Source organism: Bacillus sp. 22-7 (genome assembly GCF_010628845.1).
Lineage (GTDB): Bacteria > Bacillota > Bacilli > Bacillales > Cytobacillaceae > Cytobacillus > Cytobacillus firmus_B.
This window is the reverse complement of sequence record NZ_NJQY01000007.1, coordinates 158,348-176,805: the sequence shown is the minus strand read 5'-3', so window position 1 is coordinate 176,805 and position 18,458 is coordinate 158,348. Positions and strand designations below refer to the sequence as shown.

Here is an 18,458-nt window from a genome sequence, read left to right as displayed (position 1 = left end):
ATTAGGTCACATGACATATGTTACTTTTTGGTCACCTGTTAAACTTTGGATTTATAATGAAAGGGCCGATGTAATGAGCGACGAGCTATCCACCGTTTTTAAGGCATTGGGGCATCCGATCCGCAGGGGAATTCTCGATATTCTTAAAAAATCGCCAAGAACGACCGGAGAACTAAACGAGTATTTTCCTGAAGTCACGCGGTATGCCATTATGAAGCATCTAAATATTTTAGAGGAAGGCCACTTAATTTTGGTACGTCGAGAAGGAAAATATAAAAAGCACTTTCTTAATGCAGTGCCCCTTCAGGAAATGCATGAGCGCTGGGTAGGTAAATATATGCAATCCACAGCCAGCTCGCTAATGAATTTACGGAGGGCCGTTCAAGATAAAGGAGGAGACAAAACAATGGATTCAACAAAGGACTTTCACATTGAACAAGAGATATTTCTTAATGCACCACGAAATGAGGTATTTAGGGCATTAACTGAAAAGGTGGAAGAGTGGTGGGAGTTTCGCATAGCTCCGAAGGGAGTAACATCCCACTTTACGTTTGAGCCTGTTCCAGGCGGGCAATTTATGGAAAGATGGGGTGAAAAAGAAGGCGCGGTCTGGGGGAATGTATACTATGTAAATGCTCCTGAAGAAATACGGCTGCACGGCCATCTTGGCATGCATGGAGCGGTAAACAGTGCCTATACGTATCGTCTTCTTGAGAAAGATGGAGGGACGCTGCTGCAGCTTTCCCATACAGCCTCTGGTGTTATTCTAGAGAAATGGGAAGAGGAGCATACCAAGGGATGGGAATATCTGCTTGGCATCCTGCTAAAAAAATACGTAGAATCGAACTAATTCTGGAGGACAAGATGGTAGATGTAATCACAGAAATAACAATTAATTGCCCCGTTTCTCAGGTTTCAGAGTATGCTTCAAACCCTGATCATGCTCCTGAATGGTATGTCAATATACATGCTGTTGAGTGGAAGACACCAAAACCGCTTCAAGTAGGAACACAGATTGCTTTTAGAGCGAAGTTTCTTGGCCGGGAACTTGCTTATGTTTACGAAATTACAGATTATATTCCAAATGAAATAATGGTAATGAAAACTGCAAATGGCCCTTTTCCAATGGAAACCATATATACATGGAAAGCTATAGATGAGTACCAAACTCTCATGACATTAAGAAATAATGGGGACCCAAAAGGCTTTAATAAGGTCATCTCTCCATTCATGGAGCCCATGATGAGAAGAGCAAATATGAAGGATTTAAAAAAAATCAAAGCCATACTTGAACAATAATTTTTATTATCCATCGGGCTGGAAGTTTTTCCTGTCAATTTACCATATGGTGTATGCCCTTTGCAGCTTTAAAAAGGCTATTTAAAGGGCAAGGCACCTTAGTAATAAGCTGAAGTATTCACCTTAAAGCACAAAATAAGGAACACTAAAGCCTCAATAATCAATTAGCAATTCCTAAACCGTCCAATCTCTACCAATCAAAATTAGCCTGCCTATTAATTACTGGACGGCTTATTTTCATTTCTGTTCCTTTTTTTATAAAACTAAATTATCAATTTGGTTAACGAATCTTTTTGTTTAACTTCAGAAATAAGGAATTCAGCAAAGCAATTGGAGGATAAGAAGGCGCTTTGTACTTTTTACGATAAACATTATAATAGATTTGTAAGCGATTACGTAAATAAAAGGAGGAAGAGACTATGGGCAGATTAGTTCATTTTGAAGTTCATGTGGATGACATGGAGAGGGCCAAGAAGTTTTATGGCGAGGTATTCGGGTGGTCATTTCAGGATTGGAGTGAGTATGCCGGAATGCCTTATTATGGAGCAGTGACGGGAAATGATGAAGAGCCGGGCATTAACGGTGCTTTGATGCAGCGCCAGGGACCGCCTCCAGGAGATAATCAAGCGATAAACGGATATTCCTGCACAATTGGCGTGGAAGATTACGATGCAGCGGAAGGCAGAATTCTTGAGAACGGCGGCACTGTCGCATTACCGAAGTATGCTCTTCCGGGAATGGCCTGGCAGGGGTACTATAAGGATACAGAAGGGAATATCCTCGGAATCCACCAGCCAGATGCCAATGCGAAGTAATTGTTTTATCTTATAGCATCATATGGAAAAATACATAAATGAAAAAAGCCTTCTCTATCGAGAGGGCTTTTTTTGAGGATCCATTCAAAGGAATGAATCCTCTATTTTGTTATCAGGCACTGATTTTCACAATCTTGCCTTCCTTGCGTTTTTTTGCATATTCTGCAGTTGCTGTAAATAAAACATCTGATGAAGAGTTAAGAGCCGTTTCACATGAATCCTGAAGAACTCCAATGATGAATCCTACTCCTACCACCTGCATCGCGATGTCATCCGGAATTCCGAATAAGCTGGCTGCTAAAGGAATGAGAAGAAGGGATCCGCCTGCAACACCTGAAGCACCTGCGGCAGAGACTGCTGCTAACACGCTAAGGATTAGAGCTGTTCCAAAATCCACTTGAATACCTAATGTGTGAACCGCTGAAAGAGTCAAAACAGAAATTGTAACAGCTGCACCAGCCATATTAACCGTTGCGCCTAATGGGATGGAAACGGAATACGTATCTTCATCCAGTCCGAGCTTTTCGCATAAGCTCATATTTACAGGAATGTTTGCCGCTGAACTGCGTGTGAAGAACGCTGTAATTCCGCTTTCTCGTAAGCATCTAAGTACAAGCGGATATGGATTTCTGCGAATATTTAAAAATACGATAAGCGGATTCACAACCAGAGCGATAAAGAACATGCAGCCCAGAAGGATAAACAGTAACTTGCCGTAATCCATCAATGCTGAAAGACCATTGCTGACAATCGCATCAAACACAAGGCCCATAATTCCGATTGGGGCGAAGCTAATCACCCATTTTACTAGTGTCGAGATGGCATCCGAGAAGTTTGCGAGCATGTTTTTTGTTGTATCAGCTGCTCTTCTTAAGGCAATGCCAAGCAGGATTGCCCAAGTCAAAATGCCGATATAATTGCCGTTGATCAGTGCATTGACCGGGTTGTCCACGACGTTAGTCAGCAGGGTTGTAAGAACTTCTGCTATCCCTCCAGGAGGTGTTACATCCTCTGCTCCCGGTGCAAGTGAAAGGGTAACAGGAAAAATAAAGCTTGCTACTACTGCGACAAGTCCTGCTAAAAAGGTGCTTACACCATAAAGAGCTATAATGGACTTCATATTTGTCTGCTGTCCGCTTCTATGTTTGGAAATGGCATGCATGACCAGGAAAAAAACCAGTACCGGTGCTACTGCTTTTAATGCACCTACAAATAAAGTACCGAAGATAGAGACCCATCCCGCTGCTTTCGGAATAGTCAAAGCGAGGACAATACCTGCGATGATGCCCAGCAGAATTCTTTTTACCAGACTTATTTGGTTCCACTTGCTGATTGCGTTTTTCATTCGATTCCCTCCGAAATGATTATTATATAAAAGAGAATAATGGCTTATCACTGTTATTCGACAGTGATATTTGTTAGTTTAACACAAATATTATAAATTGTGTGATAAATTATTATATTGAAATATCTGTTAAACGGCTTTTTTTGAGGTAGCCTGCTGATGCTATTGGTTTCATAAGATTATCTTTGTGGAATGATAATAAAAATTTCAATACTTTTTTTGCTTGTGGAATAAGTGCCTATCTATAGCCGCAATCTAAAAATGTACATAAAATCGAAGGATGAGGTACACATCATGACAGGAATTCTATTAGCCCTCATTGCAGCGGTTTCATGGGGCAGTATTGTATTTGTCAGCAATAAGCTTGGCGGGGACGAATACAGCCAGACGCATGGCACGACAATAGGAGCCCTATTATTTGCCATTGCGGTCTATCTTTTCAAGAGACCGGATCTGTCCAATATCGTTTGGGCAGTCGGCTTTATTTCTGGTTTGTTCTGGTCGATTGGGCAGAAAAATCAGTTTGGGGCAGTCCGCTATTTGGGGGTTGCCAAGACAGCTCCGATGTCCACAGGTCTGCAGCTTATTGGAACAACTTTTTTTGGAGTATTTATTTTTAAAGAATGGGAAACACGGATGAGCATTATCATCGGAGTCACCTCACTGGTCTGCATTATTGCCGGTGCTGTTCTGACTTCCTTGAAACAGGGGGATGACAAGGAACAGGGAAAAAGTCTCAAAAAAGGCCTGCTTGTACTCCTATTATCGACAGCAGGCTTTGTCGGGTATGTCGTACTAATCCGCTGGTTTGAAATTGACGGCTGGTCTGCCATCCTGCCGCAGGCAATTGGAATGGTAACAGGAGCATTCCTCATAACCCTCCACCGCAGGCCATACAACAAATATGCAGTCCGTAATATCATTACGGGGCTGATTTGGAGCACCGGGAATCTGGGATTGCTGCTTTCCCTTCCGAAGATCGGCGTGGCAACCAGCTTTTCGCTTTCTCAGACTGGAATTGTAATATCGACCATTGGCGGGCTTTTCTTTTTAAATGAGCGGAAAAGCAAAAAACAGGTGTTTATGGTTCTCCTTGGCTGTTTGTTTATTATTGCAGGGGGAGTATTGCTCGGCTTTACGAAAAAATAAGGGAGTGATCTTATGTATCCAAGTCTTGAAGAAAAAGTTGTCGTCATTACCGGCGGAGCGACCGGGCTCGGGAAGGCAATGGCTGAACGTTTCGGTACTGAAAAAGCGAAGGTAGTCATCAACTATTTTAATGAAGAACAGGAAGTGCAGGGGATTATAGAAACGATTGAGAAAGCTGGCGGCAGTGCCTCTGCCATCCAGGGGGATGTTACAAAGGAAGAGGATATTAAAAGAATGATTGCACATGCCATTAAAACGTTTGGTTCTCTCGACGTCATGATCAATAACGCGGGAATCGAAAATGAAGTCCCATCTGAAGAACTTACCCTGGAGGATTGGAATAAAGTGATTTCAACGAATTTAACGGGACAATTTCTAGGCTGCCGTGAAGCAATTGACTACATGCTGGAAAACAAAATAAAAGGCTCGATCATTAATATGTCATCTGTTCATCAGGAAATTCCATGGCCTCATTTTGTTCATTATGCAGCAAGTAAAGGCGGAGTTAAATTGATGACTGAGACACTTGCGCTTGAATTTGCCCCGCATGGTATCCGGGTGAACTGCATTGCCCCTGGTGCTATTGATACACCCATTAATGCGGAAAAATTCGCAGATCCTGAATTGAAGAAAGGTGTGGTTGAGCTCATTCCCATGGGCTACATCGGCAAGCCGGAAGAAATAGCAGCTTGTGCAGTATGGCTGGCATCCACTGAAGCAAGCTATGTCACCGGAATGACCTTGTATGCTGATGGCGGTATGACGCAATATCCGGGATTTCAGGCTGGCAAAGGATGAATGGAAAGCTCTTCTCATTTGAGAGGGGCTTTTTTTAGGCAGGTAACGGAACTTTTAGTGCCCAGCGGTAAAAAGATAGACATAAAAAATCCGGCCGCTTAAAAAGGGCCGGACCTGAAGGGGTAAAGAAAAAGGGCTTTATGATGTTTCGGTACATTTACATTGTAATGAGTAAATGTTAACAAACTGTGACCGGGATGCGGACAAATTATTAAATATACCTTTTGGGTTAAAGATTGTTAAGGACACGGAAATGATACATACAGCGAGAACCTATAATTAGCAGTGGCAGCTAAAAAGGCAGGAACGCTATTCCCTGCCTTAGAGTCATTTATTTCCTTTTTTGAGCCTTCATTTTGTTCGCTTCCAGTTCAGCAGCATACTCTTCGTATGTTTTACCCTGCTTTTGGCTCTCAGATTGAATTTTTTTGAACTTGTTATCATTAAGATTCGGCATGTCTCCACCTCCCCTGGACAAGAATATTTTTTACAAAGACATGAACATTATTCCGACGAAATTAATTAAGTACATTACTCAATAAGGTTTCATTTCCATTTACATGGGTATGATAACCAGGCAATCTATTTTGGAAGTAAATACAATAATTAACATTTAAAGTAAATTCAGGTATAAATTTTTAAATCATAGGAAAAATATGGTCATTCATTTTTAGGAGGTTAGATTGTGGCAGATAACAAAGATATGAATACAGAAAATGAGCAGAATGTTAGCCGTGAGACACTGACAACTCGGCAGGGGCATCCTGTTACGGATAACCAAAACATTCGTACGATAGGCAATCGGGGACCTGCTACTTTGGAAAATTATCATTTCATTGAGAAGATCTCCCATTTTGACAGGGAAGAGGTTCCAGAGCGTGTGGTGCACGCAAGAGGAGCAGGCGCATTCGGTTACTTTGAAACATACGGAAAAGTGGGCGATGAGCCGGTTGAGAAGTATACACGTGCCAAGGTCTTCTCTGGTGCAGGGAAGAGGACGCCATTAATGGTCCGCTTTTCAACTGTGGCAGGTGCGAAGGATTCACCCGAAACAGCACGTGATCCTAGAGGTTTTGCCGTAAAAATGTATACTGAGGACGGAAACTGGGATTTGGTCGGCAATAACCTTAAAATATTCTTTATCCGTGATGCGATGAAATTCCCTGACATGATTCACGCATTCAAGCCTGATCCTGTTTCAAACGTGTCAAATCCCGAGCGGATGTTTGACTTTGTTTCCAGGACACCAGAGGCCACACATATGATTACATTCCTGTTTTCACCTTGGGGAATACCCGCTACATACCGTCACATGCAGGGATCCGGTGTCAATACCTATAAATGGGTGAATGAAAAAGGGGAAGCTGTACTGGTGAAATATCATTGGGAACCAAAACAGGGTATTCGCAACCTGACACAGGAAGAGGCAAGCGAGATTCAGGCTAAAAATGTCGGACATGCTACACAGGATTTATTTGAGGCGATTAAACGGGGAGATTATCCGGAATGGGAGCTTTTTGTACAGATCATGGAGGATGATTACCATCCAGAATTGGATTTTGATCCCCTTGATGATACCAAGCTTTGGCCGGAGGATCAGTTTCCTTGGCTTCCTGTTGGCCGCATGGTGCTTGATCGCAATCCAGTGGATTACCATGCAGAAATTGAACAGGCGGCTTTTGGAACGGGAGTACTTGTTGATGGAATGGATTTTTCCGATGATAAGATGCTTCAAGGCCGGACTTTCTCATATTCCGATACACAGCGTTATCGAGTAGGAGCGAACTATCTGAAATTGCCGGTTAACGCTCCGAAAGCGCCTGTACGTACGAATCAGCAGCGCGGCCAAATGGATATTCGGGACCCGAAAGAGGCAGGAGATAATCCGCATATTAACTACGAGCCTTCAATGAAGGGTGGCTTTAAGGAAGCACCTGAAGAAGCGCGCATCCCGCATCGGCCAACTTATAATGCGGCTGCCATGAGCGCACCGATCGACCGGCCAAATAATTACGGCCAGGCCGGCCATACTTACAGGAGCTTTGATGATTGGGAGCGAGATGAACTGATCAAAAACCTGTCTGAAGCTTTAGCGGTATGCGACAAACGGATTCAGGATGCTATGTTTGAGCATTTCACACAAGCTGATGAAGACTATGGCCGCCGTGTCAAGGAAGAAACCGGGAAAGTCATGAAAGAGATCCAGGCGATGAGCGGGGAAGAACAAATTCCAGGCCGTGACGCTGGAAGATCTAAATATGGCCAGGGTTCAATCGCTGAAAACCAGGCATCAAAAGAAGCGGTTGAGAAAAGCCATGAAACGGATCCCTATTAATAGCAAACATGGACTGTCCAAAAGTCAGCAATACTGACTGCAGGGCAGTTCTTTTTTTTTATTTTGCTTCTTTTTTTATGGCAGATAGGACTTCTTCCCGGTTTTATAGAATAATCTTCTAAACTATATAACCAGAGGTGCCGAATGAAACCAATTATTGGAGTTACATCAAATTTAGATGATCATACCCTTTCCGTTTCAATGGATAATATCCATTCATTATTAAACGCAGGGGCCGTTCCAGTTGTTGTGCCTAATTTGCTGGATGATGAGAAAGTCGAAAAATTGGCTGAAACGCTTGACGGGCTGCTGCTTACTGGCGGGGGGGACATCGACCCAACACTATTTGGTGAAGAACCCCATCAAAAGCTGGGCAGTATTTGTCCGGAAAGAGATGTATTCGAAATCAGCATGATTCAAAAAGTGCTTGCTCGAAATAAACCAATCTTAGCCATATGCAGGGGCTGCCAAGTCCTCAGTATTGCTCTTGGGGGTGATATGTATCAGGACATCTTTTCCCAAATTGGCGTACCTTTGCTGCAGCATGGCCAAAAAGCCCCCCGCTGGCATGCGACTCACTTTGTGAATGTAAAAAGAGATTCTCTCCTCCACAAAGTTACTGGAATGCAAAGCTTTAAAGTAAACAGCTATCATCATCAGGCTGTCCGCAAAATGCCTGAAAACTTTGAGGTATGTGCAGAGGCGAGTGATGGGGTTATTGAGGCTTTTGAGAGTACAAAGCATCGCTTTGCATTAGGAGTACAGTGGCACCCTGAATGCATGACACAAAAGAATGATGACCCTTCAAATGCTATATTTGATGCATTTGTTAAGGCTTGCTCACAATAGCTCCAGAAGTAAAAAGCCGTCGCAATTCTCAAATTTGCGACGGCCGTTTCACTGCCCTTCCTCCAGATAAATCTCCGCACCGGCGATAAACTCCCGGACCGCAAAGGATAAGTACTTATCCTTTTTCCAAATCATCCCTAGCTCTAAATTTACAGCAGTCTCAGAGATGGGCAGAACCACTAGGTCATTGCAGTTTATATTTTGACAGATTTTGCTTGGCAGCATGGTAATTCCCAGTTTTCCTTCAACCATTCCCAGCAGGAAGTCCTTTTGCGAGCTTTCACAGACAATATTAGGCTGAAAGCCGCTGTTTAAACATTCCTCAATAATCAGATCATAGAGGGTGAAATCTTTCCGATAGAGGATGAAAGGCTCTTTGGCTAATTCTGAAAAATGCACTTCTTTTTTTGAAGCAAGCCTATGTTCCCGGTGGATAATGAGCATTAAGGGATCCCTTAGGACATTGATTATTTCAAAACCGCTTCCATGGGATGGGACCGTGCAAATCAGGCCAATATCCAATGTGCCATCTTCCACCCCTTTTTTTATTTTCTTCGTGCCGACTTCTGTTAATTTAATTTCGATCAATGGGAACTTTTCTTTATATTGGCTTATAAGCTTCGAAAAGAAGGCTGCGCCGACTATGGGAGGTATGCCAATTTTGATTTCACCGCCCTTCAGCTCCATTAAATCTGTTAACTCCAATGTCAGGTTCTGAAATGCGTCCAGCACTTTTTTCGCATTGATTAACACGGCTTTTCCTGCATCCGTTAATTCAAGCTGCTTCGATGACCTGTAAAATAGCGGCACTCCCAGTTCGCCTTCGAGATTTTTAATGGCTTTGCTGATGGAAGGCTGGGTAACATGCAGGGTCTGGGATGCTTTTGTAAAGCTTAAGTGCTGGGCTACCTCAGCAAAATATTCTAAATGCCTGATATCCAATTACTGCACTCCTCTCGTATAACCAAAAGGCATAAGGATTATAGATTATATGTATTTCATTTATGGATGCCGTTCATTATATAATAATCTACAACAAATACTGAAAATTAACAATATTCAATAAGGGAGATGGATAGAATGGATTTGCAGAAGGAATCTTTACTGCTTCATGAGAAGTTTCAAGGGAAGTTAACTGTCGATGTAAAAATGCCGCTGAACAGCATGAAGGATTTAAGCTTAGCCTATTCCCCAGGAGTGGCAGAGCCTTGCCGAAGAATCCATGACCAGCCTGAGAAGGTCTATGATTATACAATAAAAGGAAACTTAATCGCTGTGATTTCTGACGGCACATCTGTTCTGGGACTTGGGGATATAGGCCCTGAAGCCTCCATGCCTGTTATGGAAGGTAAGGCTGCATTATTTAAAGCTTTTGCAGGGATTGATGCCGTTCCAATTTGCCTTGATACGAAGGATCCCGAAGAAATCATTAAAACAGTCAGGCTGCTGCAGCCTTCCTTTGGAGGCATTAACCTGGAGGACATCGCGGCACCCAATTGCTTTTATATTGAAGAACGGCTGAAGCAGGAAATGAATATCCCCGTTTTTCATGATGACCAGCATGGAACAGCGATCGTAACAGCAGCAGGGTTAATCAATGCGCTGAAGCTTGCCGGCAAAAAAATGGATGAAATAAAAATCGTAATCAATGGAGCGGGTGCTGCAGGAATTGCGATTATCAAGCTGCTCCTTAATATGGGAGCAAAAGAAATCATCATGTGTGATACAAAGGGAGCGATTTATGAAGGAAGGCAGGAGCGAATGAATCCTGTCAAAGAGTCTGTCGCGAAAATCACCAATCCAGGAAAACGTAAAGGAGCGCTTGAGGATGTTATCATTGGCGCCGATGTGTTCATCGGGGTTTCCTCTGCCGGTGCCTTAACAAAGGAAATGGTCGAGACGATGAGTCCGAATTCCATTATTTTTGCCATGGCTAATCCAATTCCTGAGATCATGCCGGATGAGGCGAAAGCGGCAGGCGCTAAAGTCGTTGGAACAGGAAGATCCGATTTGCCGAATCAGGTGAATAATGTCCTCGCATTCCCTGGAATTTTCCGAGGGGCCCTGGACGTCAGAGCTACTGAAATTAATGAAGAAATGAAAATGGCAGCTGTCGAAGCGATTGCCGGATTAATCGATGCTACAGACCTGACACCTGATTATGTTATTCCAGGGCCGCTTGACAGCCGGATTGTTCCTGCAGTAAGGGATGCAGTAATAAAAGCAGCACAGGAAACAGGTGCAGCCCGAATCGAAATTATACAGAACCAAATAATAAGCCAATAGAATGAAATTAATATGCGTAGGCATGTTCAAGTGAAATCCATCATAGTATCCAAAATATAAAGCTGCAGATTTTGCCAATGGGATTGAATTTATCAACTTCGTCACTTGAATTTATTTAAAGGGGAGACTGATACCGATGAAAGTATACGAAGTAATTGAGACGCAGGAAATGTTCCGTGGTGAAATCATCGAAAACTATTACGTTATTTATGAGCAAACGGAAAACAAAGTCTTTGAAAATCGAAACAATTATATGTTTCAACAGGAAAGATTTTTAGAAGAGACCGTTAATATTTTTATAGGAAACCCGCATTCCACCTTAAAGAAAGTAAAAACCTATCCCATTCGCCATCTTGCATTCGGGGATATCCGCGAAGCAATCAGAAAAGACTTTCCGGACCTCTTTAAGAACCTGAAAAGTTATCCCGCTTAAACACTGGCAGCCTCCAATGCAGGAGGCTGTCTTTTCTTTGGATTCTTAGGATTGGAAATGTTTCCTGTCTATCTGTATGATAGTATAACAGCTAAAAAGAAAACGCGGGCAGGACCGTTTTTCAGAAATTTGTTATGGGAATAATTCAGACGTAAACATATTAGAGGGGTGGAGCAATGATTCAGTTTGACCATGTGTCGAAACAGTATCGGGATGGTACCAAAGCTGTTGATTCAATCAATTTACATATAAAAGAAGGCGAGTTCTTCGTGATTATTGGTCCGAGCGGTTCCGGGAAAACCACTGTTCTGAAGATGATTAATCGGCTGATTCCTTTGACTTCAGGAACGATTTCCATAAATGGCAAACGGATCAGTGACTATGACATTCATGAGCTCCGCTGGAATATAGGCTATGTCCTTCAGCAAATTGCCCTTTTTCCACATATGACAATTGGGGAAAATATCGCGATCGTACCGGAGTTAAAGAACTGGGAGCAGGTGAAAATTAAAGAACGGATTGATGAGTTATTGGAAATGGTCGGATTGGAGCCTGACATATACCGGAGCCGAAAGCCGCATGAACTTTCAGGAGGGCAGCAGCAAAGAGTGGGTGTAACAAGAGCACTGGCAGCCAATCCACCCATCATCCTGATGGATGAGCCTTTTAGTGCACTGGATCCCATTAGCAGGGAAAAGCTTCAGGATGACCTAATCAGCCTTCAGAAAAAAATAAAGAAAACCATTGTGTTTGTTACACACGATATGAAGGAAGCCTTAAAGCTCGGCGACCGCATTTGTGTCATGAAGGACGGGGAAGTCGTCCAAATTGGCACACCTGAAGAACTGCTTGCGCATCCGGAAAACGAATTTGTCAGGCAGTTCGTAGGGGAAGAACAGGGGCCTTATATAGAGGGGTTTAGTCTTCATGACATCCTTCTGCCGATTTCAGAAACAGAAGAGAGCATGGCAGTCCTTCCAGTCTCGGCTTCACTCAAAGAAACGCTTAGCTTATTGGCCGCTAATAATGAACTTGCTGTGGAAGAGGACGGGGAAATCATTGGACTGGTCAACAGGCAGGCTGTTATTCGTAAATTGGCAGGCAGCATGCAAAGAGAGGTGAAGTCATGAACACCCTAAGCTCAGTTTTTAGTGAAAGAAAAGGCCAATTAGCAAGTGTGCTGATTGAACATATCCAGATTTCGCTCATTGCTTTATTTTTTGCAGTCCTGATTGCCATCCCGCTTGGAATATATCTTACAAAAAAGCAAAAAATCGCAGAAGGAATCATTGGTGTAACAGCCGTATTGCAGACCATACCTTCATTAGCGCTGCTTGGCCTATTGATCCCCTTATTCGGGATTGGAAAAGTGCCTGCCATTATCGCATTAGTCGTATATGCCCTCCTGCCCATCTTGAGAAATACATATACAGGCATAAAGGAAGTGGACGATTCTATTATCGAAGCTGCAAGGGCAATGGGGATGAACAGGCGCAAAAGGCTTATGAAGGTAGAGCTTCCTCTTGCCATGCCGGTCATTATGGCCGGGATCCGTACCGCGATGGTTTTAATAGTCGGAACAGCCACTCTTGCAGCCTTAATTGGAGCAGGGGGTTTAGGAGAATTGATTCTCCTGGGAATTGACCGGAACAACACGGCCCTGATTATACTTGGGGCCATCCCTGCAGCCATATTGGCAATCCTTTTTGATATGCTGCTGCGCCGGTTTGAGCAAATGTCATTTAAAAAATCGCTCACAGCACTTGGAGTATTCATTGGTGCGATGATATTAGTTATGGCGATTCCTCTTTTGGCAAATCAACCGGAGGAGAAGATTGTCATCGGCGGGAAACTTGGTTCAGAACCGGAAATCCTGATCAATATGTACAAATTGCTGATTGAAAATGAAACCGATCTTAATGTCGAGTTAAAACCAGGGTTAGGAAAAACATCGTTCGTCTTCAATGCTCTGAAGTCTGGCAGTATTGACGTGTATCCTGAGTTTACCGGTACAGCTATTGCGGAATTTTTAAAAGAGACAGCGGTAAGCACAGACTCCGGTCAGGTATATGAGCAGGCGAGAAAAGGAATGAAGGAACAATTCAGCATGGAGCTGCTGGAACCGATGGCTTACAATAATACGTATGCTTTGGCAGTGCCTGAGAAACTGGCTGAAGAGTATGAACTGCAATCAATTTCAGATCTAAAATCAGTCGAGCAAAACATAAAGGCCGGCTTCACCCTTGAATTCTCGGATCGGGAAGATGGCTATCGTGGCATCCAGAAGCTATATGGCGTAGAATTTCCAACTGTTTTAACCATGGAGCCTAAACTGCGCTATGGAGCAATCGAAAAAGGTGAAATCAACCTGGTGGATGCATATTCTACAGATAGCGAAATTGCCAGATACAAACTCACTGTCCTGGAGGATGACAAACACTTGTTTCCGCCATATCAGGGCGCCCCGCTGTTGAGAGAAGAAACCGCTGAAAACCATCCGGAGCTGGTTAAAGCTTTAAACAAGCTGGATGGAAAAATCAGCGATGATGAAATGCGTGAAATGAACTACAAAGTGAATGTAGATGGTGTGAGTCCTGAAGAATCAGCAAGGGAGTATCTTGAGAAGGAAGGATTGCTGAAATAAACTGCATCAAACAGGGAAAGTTATCGAGTATAAAACAGCACTTTCATTCGGCAACCCCAATTTTGTAAATGGGGTTGCTTTTTTGGTTCTGCACTTCTATTGGTGTCGATTTATCCTTTTCCTGTGATAGAAGCCATTGATCGGGTAACACTGTAAGCCCATTTCTCCTTTTCCCGGTAAATTCACACTTGTCCAAGACATGTGCCCCCGCGTTTTTCATACTTTCACATAGTCTATTAAAAAGCGAAAAGAGGTGTAAAAACGATGGGGTTTAATGTAAGTGGTTTTAAAAAGATAACCCCGGTTAATGGGTTTGACAAAACCAATCCCGACAATGCCATGCAGAACAATTACGCATGGTCTGTTGCCGAGTTTGGAGAGTGTCTTTATGTTGGGACAGGCCGTAATATAGCCTACTCGGTCCTTTCGAGCGGAGCTATTTTTGGCGATATCGAAGTGCCTGAGGAATTGACTCCAAAGAATCCTGACTTTAGCGGTGAAATCTGGCGTTATAGGAAGGATGGCTGCGGGGAATGGGAACGCGTCTTTAAAGAACCTTCTCTTGGAATAGTTGGCTTCCGATTTATGATCTCCTATAAATCACCTTCTGGAGAAAAGGCTTTATATGCGGGCTGTGCAACTTTTAGTCCAAACCTGCTGGTTTTGAAATATACAGATGAAGAAGGGTGGCGTCCCCTGCCAAGCTTATTGCAGGGCGGATCAACAAGAACAATGGTGGTTCATAACAATAAACTTTACATGGCCGCGCTTCCAGGAAACGAGCTTCAGGTCTCCAATACGTTGCTTTATGTGAGCGAAGATCCCGAACAAAATGGCTGGGAGCAAATTGATCTGTCAGGGGATCCGGAAAAAAATCCTCAGGGTAATGGAATTATTATGTCGAGCTTTAATAATAGATTGTATATTGGGACAGCCCTTCCGGAAGGCTTCCAGTTATGGCGATCCGAAGATGAGAATCCTGGGGCAGACAGATGGGTAAAGGTTGTTGACAAAGGAGCAGGCGATGCAAGGAATGAGGTGCCATTAAGCCTCGAAAACTTTAAAGGATATCTATACCTTGGTACAGCCGTTTATTTTGGCATTTTTAGCCTTGATCCGAATGATCGGCTAGTAACACCAAAGGGCTTTGACTTAATTCGAATCAATAAAAATGATCAATGGGAATTGGTCATTGGAAGCAAGCCTGTTGAACAATCGAACCCTGAAACAGGGACAAGAGGTACGGCCATAAGCGGAATTCCATCGGGATTTGGCGCCAATGGCTATTGCTGGCAGCTGAAAGAATATAATGGCTGGCTGTATCTTGGAACCTGGGACTGGACAGACCTTATTCCGCCGCTTTTGCCCGAGGTGCTGAAAAGCTTATGGAGCGAGAATCCACTATTGCGTTCACTGCCGATCGAATGTATATCTGATCTTTTCTTTGCCTTGATTTCTCCGGCAACCCGCTTGACATTTGGGTTTAGCCTGTGGAAGTCGCCTGATGGCATTCACTGGTTTCCCGTAACGATTAACGGACTCGGAAATCCGAAAAATTATGGATGCCGGAATCTGTTTGTCTCTGAAAATGGCAATCTCTATTTGGGCACTGCCAATCCGTTCGAGGGTTGCGAGGTTTGGGTGAAAGAGAAAAAGAACTGTCTGGATCCGCTTAAGGACATGCTTGGGAAAGGATAAACCTGACCTGAAATGCTGAACATCACACTGTTTTAAAATAAAATAATTGCAAAAGGCCGGAGCATCTGATTCCTGGCCTTTTGCTGTATTAAGATCATACTCTCTTTCATAAGTTCTTCTTAAACAGAACAAAAAATAAAGGAGAGTATGATTGTGAAACATGAAATGCAAAAAGCAACGTTGCTCGCTGAAAATATTAATGACTTTCTGACATTCCTGAATAAAAATCTCGAAAAAAATATCTTCTATATGGATACCGGCAAATTAAGACAAATCAAACTGATTGCTGAAGACTTTAAGTTTCATATCCTCGCAGATGAGCTGATCAGAATCAACCGTTTCGTCTGGGATCCAAAGTACACAAATTATTTGGTGAATCAATTTTTAACAGGTCTCATAATAATTGATGAATATGTACAAAGAAACTATAACAGCCTGTTTATGGTGACGGGGAGATTATATACATTGAAGAATTTAAGTTCATTATTCAGCAAAGATTAAACAGACAGAGCTGTTCCTGGTTTAATGAATCCGAAGAGTTTCATGTTGGAAGGAAATATTGCCTCTCTTAATTTATCACTATTTGGATTATAATAGTTAAAGTTTATTCTTTTACTTTAAACAATTAGGGGTATGAAAAATGGAGAAGCACAAGATCTTAAGAATTCTGGAAAAAGAATTAGTGGTTGCCCTTGGATGTACGGAACCTGTCGCGATCGCACTCGCTGCAGCAACTGCAAAGAGCCATGCTAAAGGGGAAATAAAAGAGCTATGCTTAAAAGCGAGCGGAAACATCATCAAAAATGCTAAATCAGTCGGAATTCCGGGCATGAGTTCCTATGGTCTTGATTTCGCAGCGGCAATTGGCGCTGTGGCAGGGGACCCTGCAAGAAAGCTGGAAGTATTAGAGGGAGTAGGCTCTGAAGATGAGCTGTTGGCTCTTAAACTTATTGAAGAAGGAAAAGTAACTTCCCTGCAGGCGGAGACACCGAAAAGGCTTTATATCGAAACTGTATTAAAAACTGATATCCACACTTCCAGAGTCGTAATCTCTGATAACCACAGCAATATTACTTTAATTGAGGTTGATGGAGAAGTTATCTACCAGGGCGGATGTGAAAATATAGGAATCCAATCTGAAGAAGATGAATTAATTGCACTCACCATTGATGAAATATATGAATGGGTGCTTAGTGCGGAAATCAGTTCCTTATCACTTGTAAAAAAGAGTATTGAGCTCAATCGGATCATTGGAATGGAAGGCCTATCAGGTGAATACGGCCTAAAGGTAGGGAAAACGATAAAAAGGAATGTGGAAATGGGGATTTTGTCGGATGATATTGCCACTGCTGCAATGTCTTTAGCTGCAGCTGGGTCAGATGCGAGAATGGCAGGCTCCACATTGCCTGTTATGGCAAACACCGGAAGCGGCAACCAGGGAATCGCAGTCACTCTTCCAGTTGTTGCTGCTGCAGAAAGACTTAAGGTTACAAATGAAAAAATGATTCGGGCAGTGGCACTCAGTCATCTGATAACCATTCATATTAAATCCAAATTTGGCCGGCTTTCTGCATTATGCGGTGTAACTGCTGCAGGAATGGGGGCAAGTGCAGCCATCGTATATTTGCTCGATGGACAGCTTCACCAAATCAAAGCAGCCATTCAAAACACAATCGGGAATGTTTCTGGAATGATCTGTGACGGAGCTAAAGCAGGCTGTGCCATGAAAGTGTCTACCTGTTCTAATGTAGCTGTGCAGTCTGCCCTTCTTGCACTCAACGATCAGGAAATCAAATCAACCGATGGATTTATTCACGATGATGTTGAAAAAAGTATCGAGAGTTTCTGTAAATTAGGAAATGAAGGAACCCGTCATACGGATGAGCTGATATTGAAATTAATGATGGAGAAATAAACAGCCCAAAGAGGCCCCTTTCTTTAAGAAAAGGGCCTTTTGGTGCGGTAACTGAACATGTGCGAATTACGAAATCATCCCTCGTCGAAACAACTCCGCAATTGCCTGTGTCCGGTTTTGTGCTCCCAGTTTCCTGATAGCTGTTTTAATATACTGGTTGATGGTGACTTCACTGATAAACATGGAATCAGCCATTTCCTTTATGCTTTCTCCCCAGGAAATCCTCTTCATGACCTCCATTTCTCTTTTGCTTAATAGCCGGGCATCTTCTTTTCCTTCTGTTTTTTCAAGAGTTTTTCCAATGTGCTGACCAAACTGTGTATAAGAGGAAAGCTGCTGATCAGAAATTTTTCCCTGTTCGTCAAATTCGTTTGTGCAAATATAGCCGATAGGGACTGCACCAAAGCAAATGGGGATAGCAAGGAAGGAGTTGACATTGGAAGTTGTTATGTATTTGATGTTTATTTGCTTGAGGTATTCGATCCCCGAACAATATTTAGCTTTTCTTTCATAGAGGGCGGAGTAAATGAGCGGCAATGAACGAACATCATCCCTGATATCTCTAATATGTATTAATCCGTGGCATGTAATAGCGATGATACCTTCACCAATAAAACCTAAAGGTGAATAACGAAATAAATAGGCGTTTTTAACAGGAAAAATGTTCATATAAACCTCTAAAATTTTATACAGTTTCTCCTCATGACTCTCGATATCTTCTAAATTCTGGATATTATCCAAAATGGTAGATTCTATTGCCATATTAACACCTTCCTTATAGGGATATTATATATAGAAAATTATGAATATTCAATACAAATGAATAATAGTAAGCTTTAGTTATAGTTAAAAATTATAAGTACTGGAGAGGAGGAACTTAGTAAAAAGGAAA

General features: G+C 42.6%; 18 protein-coding genes. 14 read left to right on the top strand and 4 right to left on the bottom strand.

Features of this window, described 5'->3' with window-relative positions:
- Positions 1-73: 73 nt before the first annotated feature.
- The 3 genes from CE058_RS06830 to CE058_RS06820 all read left to right on the top strand — a co-directional run bounded on the left by CE058_RS06830 (position 74) and on the right by CE058_RS06820 (position 2,114).
- Entirely contained in the window at positions 74-850 is a 777-nt protein-coding gene (locus tag CE058_RS06830) for an SRPBCC domain-containing protein (RefSeq protein ID WP_163141495.1), read from the top strand.
- Entirely contained in the window at positions 799-1,299 is a 501-nt protein-coding gene (locus tag CE058_RS06825) for an SRPBCC family protein (protein ID WP_286167906.1), read from the top strand. The genes CE058_RS06830 and CE058_RS06825 overlap by 52 nt, the downstream gene beginning before the upstream one ends.
- 419 nt (positions 1,300-1,718) lie before the next feature.
- Positions 1,719-2,114 carry a VOC family protein gene (locus CE058_RS06820; protein ID WP_163141489.1) on the top strand — a complete coding sequence of 132 codons (396 nt, stop codon included), beginning with the start codon at positions 1,719-1,721 and terminating at the stop codon, positions 2,112-2,114.
- A gap of 112 nt (positions 2,115-2,226) precedes the next feature.
- On the opposite strand, the gene sstT is transcribed toward CE058_RS06820, so the two are convergent.
- Positions 2,227-3,459: a serine/threonine transporter SstT gene (gene sstT / locus CE058_RS06815; RefSeq protein ID WP_163141486.1), complete on the bottom strand. Its 1,233-nt coding sequence runs from the start codon at positions 3,457-3,459 to the stop codon at positions 2,227-2,229.
- A gap of 294 nt (positions 3,460-3,753) precedes the next feature.
- Here sstT and CE058_RS06810 point away from each other — a divergent pair, with 294 nt between their 5' ends.
- The gene (locus tag CE058_RS06810) at positions 3,754-4,608 is read left to right on the top strand and encodes a GRP family sugar transporter (RefSeq protein ID WP_163141483.1); all 855 of its coding nucleotides are present in this window, start codon (positions 3,754-3,756) and stop codon (positions 4,606-4,608) included.
- Between the two features lie 12 nt (positions 4,609-4,620).
- Positions 4,621-5,406 (top strand): glucose-1-dehydrogenase, encoded by a 786-nt coding sequence (locus CE058_RS06805; RefSeq protein ID WP_163141481.1) that lies wholly within the window; start codon positions 4,621-4,623, stop codon positions 5,404-5,406.
- Positions 5,407-5,737: 331 nt separating this feature from the next.
- On the opposite strand, the gene CE058_RS25040 is transcribed toward CE058_RS06805, so the two are convergent.
- Complete coding sequence (locus CE058_RS25040; RefSeq protein ID WP_258549827.1) at positions 5,738-5,863, bottom strand: hypothetical protein; 126 nt, start codon at positions 5,861-5,863, stop codon at positions 5,738-5,740.
- A gap of 228 nt (positions 5,864-6,091) precedes the next feature.
- On the opposite strand from CE058_RS25040, the gene CE058_RS06800 reads away from it, so the two are divergent.
- Together CE058_RS06800 and CE058_RS06795 are read left to right on the top strand one after the other, a co-directional pair.
- Entirely contained in the window at positions 6,092-7,741 is a 1,650-nt protein-coding gene (locus CE058_RS06800) for a catalase (protein WP_048008873.1), read from the top strand.
- 144 nt (positions 7,742-7,885) lie between these two features.
- Positions 7,886-8,590, top strand: a complete 705-nt coding sequence (locus tag CE058_RS06795; RefSeq protein WP_048008872.1) for a gamma-glutamyl-gamma-aminobutyrate hydrolase family protein — start codon at positions 7,886-7,888, stop codon at positions 8,588-8,590.
- 48 nt (positions 8,591-8,638) lie between these two features.
- Here the strand turns inward: CE058_RS06795 and CE058_RS06790 are convergent, their stop codons facing one another.
- Positions 8,639-9,532 carry a LysR family transcriptional regulator gene (locus CE058_RS06790; RefSeq protein WP_163141478.1) on the bottom strand — a complete coding sequence of 298 codons (894 nt, stop codon included), beginning with the start codon at positions 9,530-9,532 and terminating at the stop codon, positions 8,639-8,641.
- A 138-nt stretch (positions 9,533-9,670) separates the two neighbouring features.
- Between CE058_RS06790 and CE058_RS06785 the strand changes: the two genes are divergently transcribed.
- The 7 genes from CE058_RS06785 to CE058_RS06755 all read left to right on the top strand — a co-directional run bounded on the left by CE058_RS06785 (position 9,671) and on the right by CE058_RS06755 (position 17,566).
- The gene (locus CE058_RS06785; protein ID WP_163141475.1) at positions 9,671-10,876 is read left to right on the top strand and encodes an NAD(P)-dependent malic enzyme; all 1,206 of its coding nucleotides are present in this window, start codon (positions 9,671-9,673) and stop codon (positions 10,874-10,876) included.
- Positions 10,877-11,012: 136 nt separating this feature from the next.
- Positions 11,013-11,309, top strand: coding sequence for a hypothetical protein (locus CE058_RS06780; RefSeq protein ID WP_048008869.1), 297 nt, complete (start codon positions 11,013-11,015; stop codon positions 11,307-11,309).
- A 176-nt stretch (positions 11,310-11,485) separates the two neighbouring features.
- On the top strand, positions 11,486-12,439 hold the full coding sequence (locus CE058_RS06775) for an ABC transporter ATP-binding protein (RefSeq protein WP_163141472.1): 954 nt from the start codon (positions 11,486-11,488) through the stop codon (positions 12,437-12,439).
- Entirely contained in the window at positions 12,436-13,953 is a 1,518-nt protein-coding gene (opuFB, locus tag CE058_RS06770) for an osmoprotectant update ABC transporter permease/substrate-binding subunit OpuFB (RefSeq protein WP_163141469.1), read from the top strand. The genes CE058_RS06775 and opuFB overlap by 4 nt, the downstream gene beginning before the upstream one ends.
- 264 nt (positions 13,954-14,217) lie before the next feature.
- Complete coding sequence (locus CE058_RS06765) at positions 14,218-15,651, top strand: Kelch repeat-containing protein (protein WP_163141466.1); 1,434 nt, start codon at positions 14,218-14,220, stop codon at positions 15,649-15,651.
- Positions 15,652-15,804: 153 nt separating this feature from the next.
- Positions 15,805-16,152, top strand: a complete 348-nt coding sequence (locus CE058_RS06760; protein ID WP_163141463.1) for a hypothetical protein — start codon at positions 15,805-15,807, stop codon at positions 16,150-16,152.
- A gap of 139 nt (positions 16,153-16,291) precedes the next feature.
- Positions 16,292-17,566: an L-cysteine desulfidase family protein gene (locus CE058_RS06755; protein ID WP_163141460.1), complete on the top strand. Its 1,275-nt coding sequence runs from the start codon at positions 16,292-16,294 to the stop codon at positions 17,564-17,566.
- Between the two features lie 66 nt (positions 17,567-17,632).
- Here CE058_RS06755 and CE058_RS06750 read toward each other — a convergent pair whose 3' ends face one another.
- Entirely contained in the window at positions 17,633-18,328 is a 696-nt protein-coding gene (locus tag CE058_RS06750) for a response regulator transcription factor (RefSeq protein WP_163141457.1), read from the bottom strand.
- Positions 18,329-18,458: the final 130 nt, after the last annotated feature.

Bases quoted from the DNA above. Each gene is read 5' to 3' on its own strand.
- CE058_RS06830 (WP_163141495.1), top strand. From the start codon at position 74: ATGAGCGACGAGCTATCCACCGTTTTTAAGGCATTGGGGCATCCGATC.
- CE058_RS06825 (WP_286167906.1), top strand. From the start codon at position 799: ATGGGAATATCTGCTTGGCATCCTGCTAAAAAAATACGTAGAATCGAA.
- CE058_RS06820 (WP_163141489.1), top strand. From the start codon at position 1,719: ATGGGCAGATTAGTTCATTTTGAAGTTCATGTGGATGACATGGAGAGG.
- sstT (WP_163141486.1), bottom strand. From the start codon at position 3,459: ATGAAAAACGCAATCAGCAAGTGGAACCAAATAAGTCTGGTAAAAAGA.
- CE058_RS06810 (WP_163141483.1), top strand. From the start codon at position 3,754: ATGACAGGAATTCTATTAGCCCTCATTGCAGCGGTTTCATGGGGCAGT.
- CE058_RS06805 (WP_163141481.1), top strand. From the start codon at position 4,621: ATGTATCCAAGTCTTGAAGAAAAAGTTGTCGTCATTACCGGCGGAGCG.
- CE058_RS25040 (WP_258549827.1), bottom strand. From the start codon at position 5,863: ATGCCGAATCTTAATGATAACAAGTTCAAAAAAATTCAATCTGAGAGC.
- CE058_RS06795 (WP_048008872.1), top strand. From the start codon at position 7,886: ATGAAACCAATTATTGGAGTTACATCAAATTTAGATGATCATACCCTT.
- CE058_RS06785 (WP_163141475.1), top strand. From the start codon at position 9,671: ATGGATTTGCAGAAGGAATCTTTACTGCTTCATGAGAAGTTTCAAGGG.
- CE058_RS06780 (WP_048008869.1), top strand. From the start codon at position 11,013: ATGAAAGTATACGAAGTAATTGAGACGCAGGAAATGTTCCGTGGTGAA.
- CE058_RS06775 (WP_163141472.1), top strand. From the start codon at position 11,486: ATGATTCAGTTTGACCATGTGTCGAAACAGTATCGGGATGGTACCAAA.
- opuFB (WP_163141469.1), top strand. From the start codon at position 12,436: ATGAACACCCTAAGCTCAGTTTTTAGTGAAAGAAAAGGCCAATTAGCA.
- CE058_RS06765 (WP_163141466.1), top strand. From the start codon at position 14,218: ATGGGGTTTAATGTAAGTGGTTTTAAAAAGATAACCCCGGTTAATGGG.
- CE058_RS06755 (WP_163141460.1), top strand. From the start codon at position 16,292: ATGGAGAAGCACAAGATCTTAAGAATTCTGGAAAAAGAATTAGTGGTT.
- CE058_RS06750 (WP_163141457.1), bottom strand. From the start codon at position 18,328: ATGGCAATAGAATCTACCATTTTGGATAATATCCAGAATTTAGAAGAT.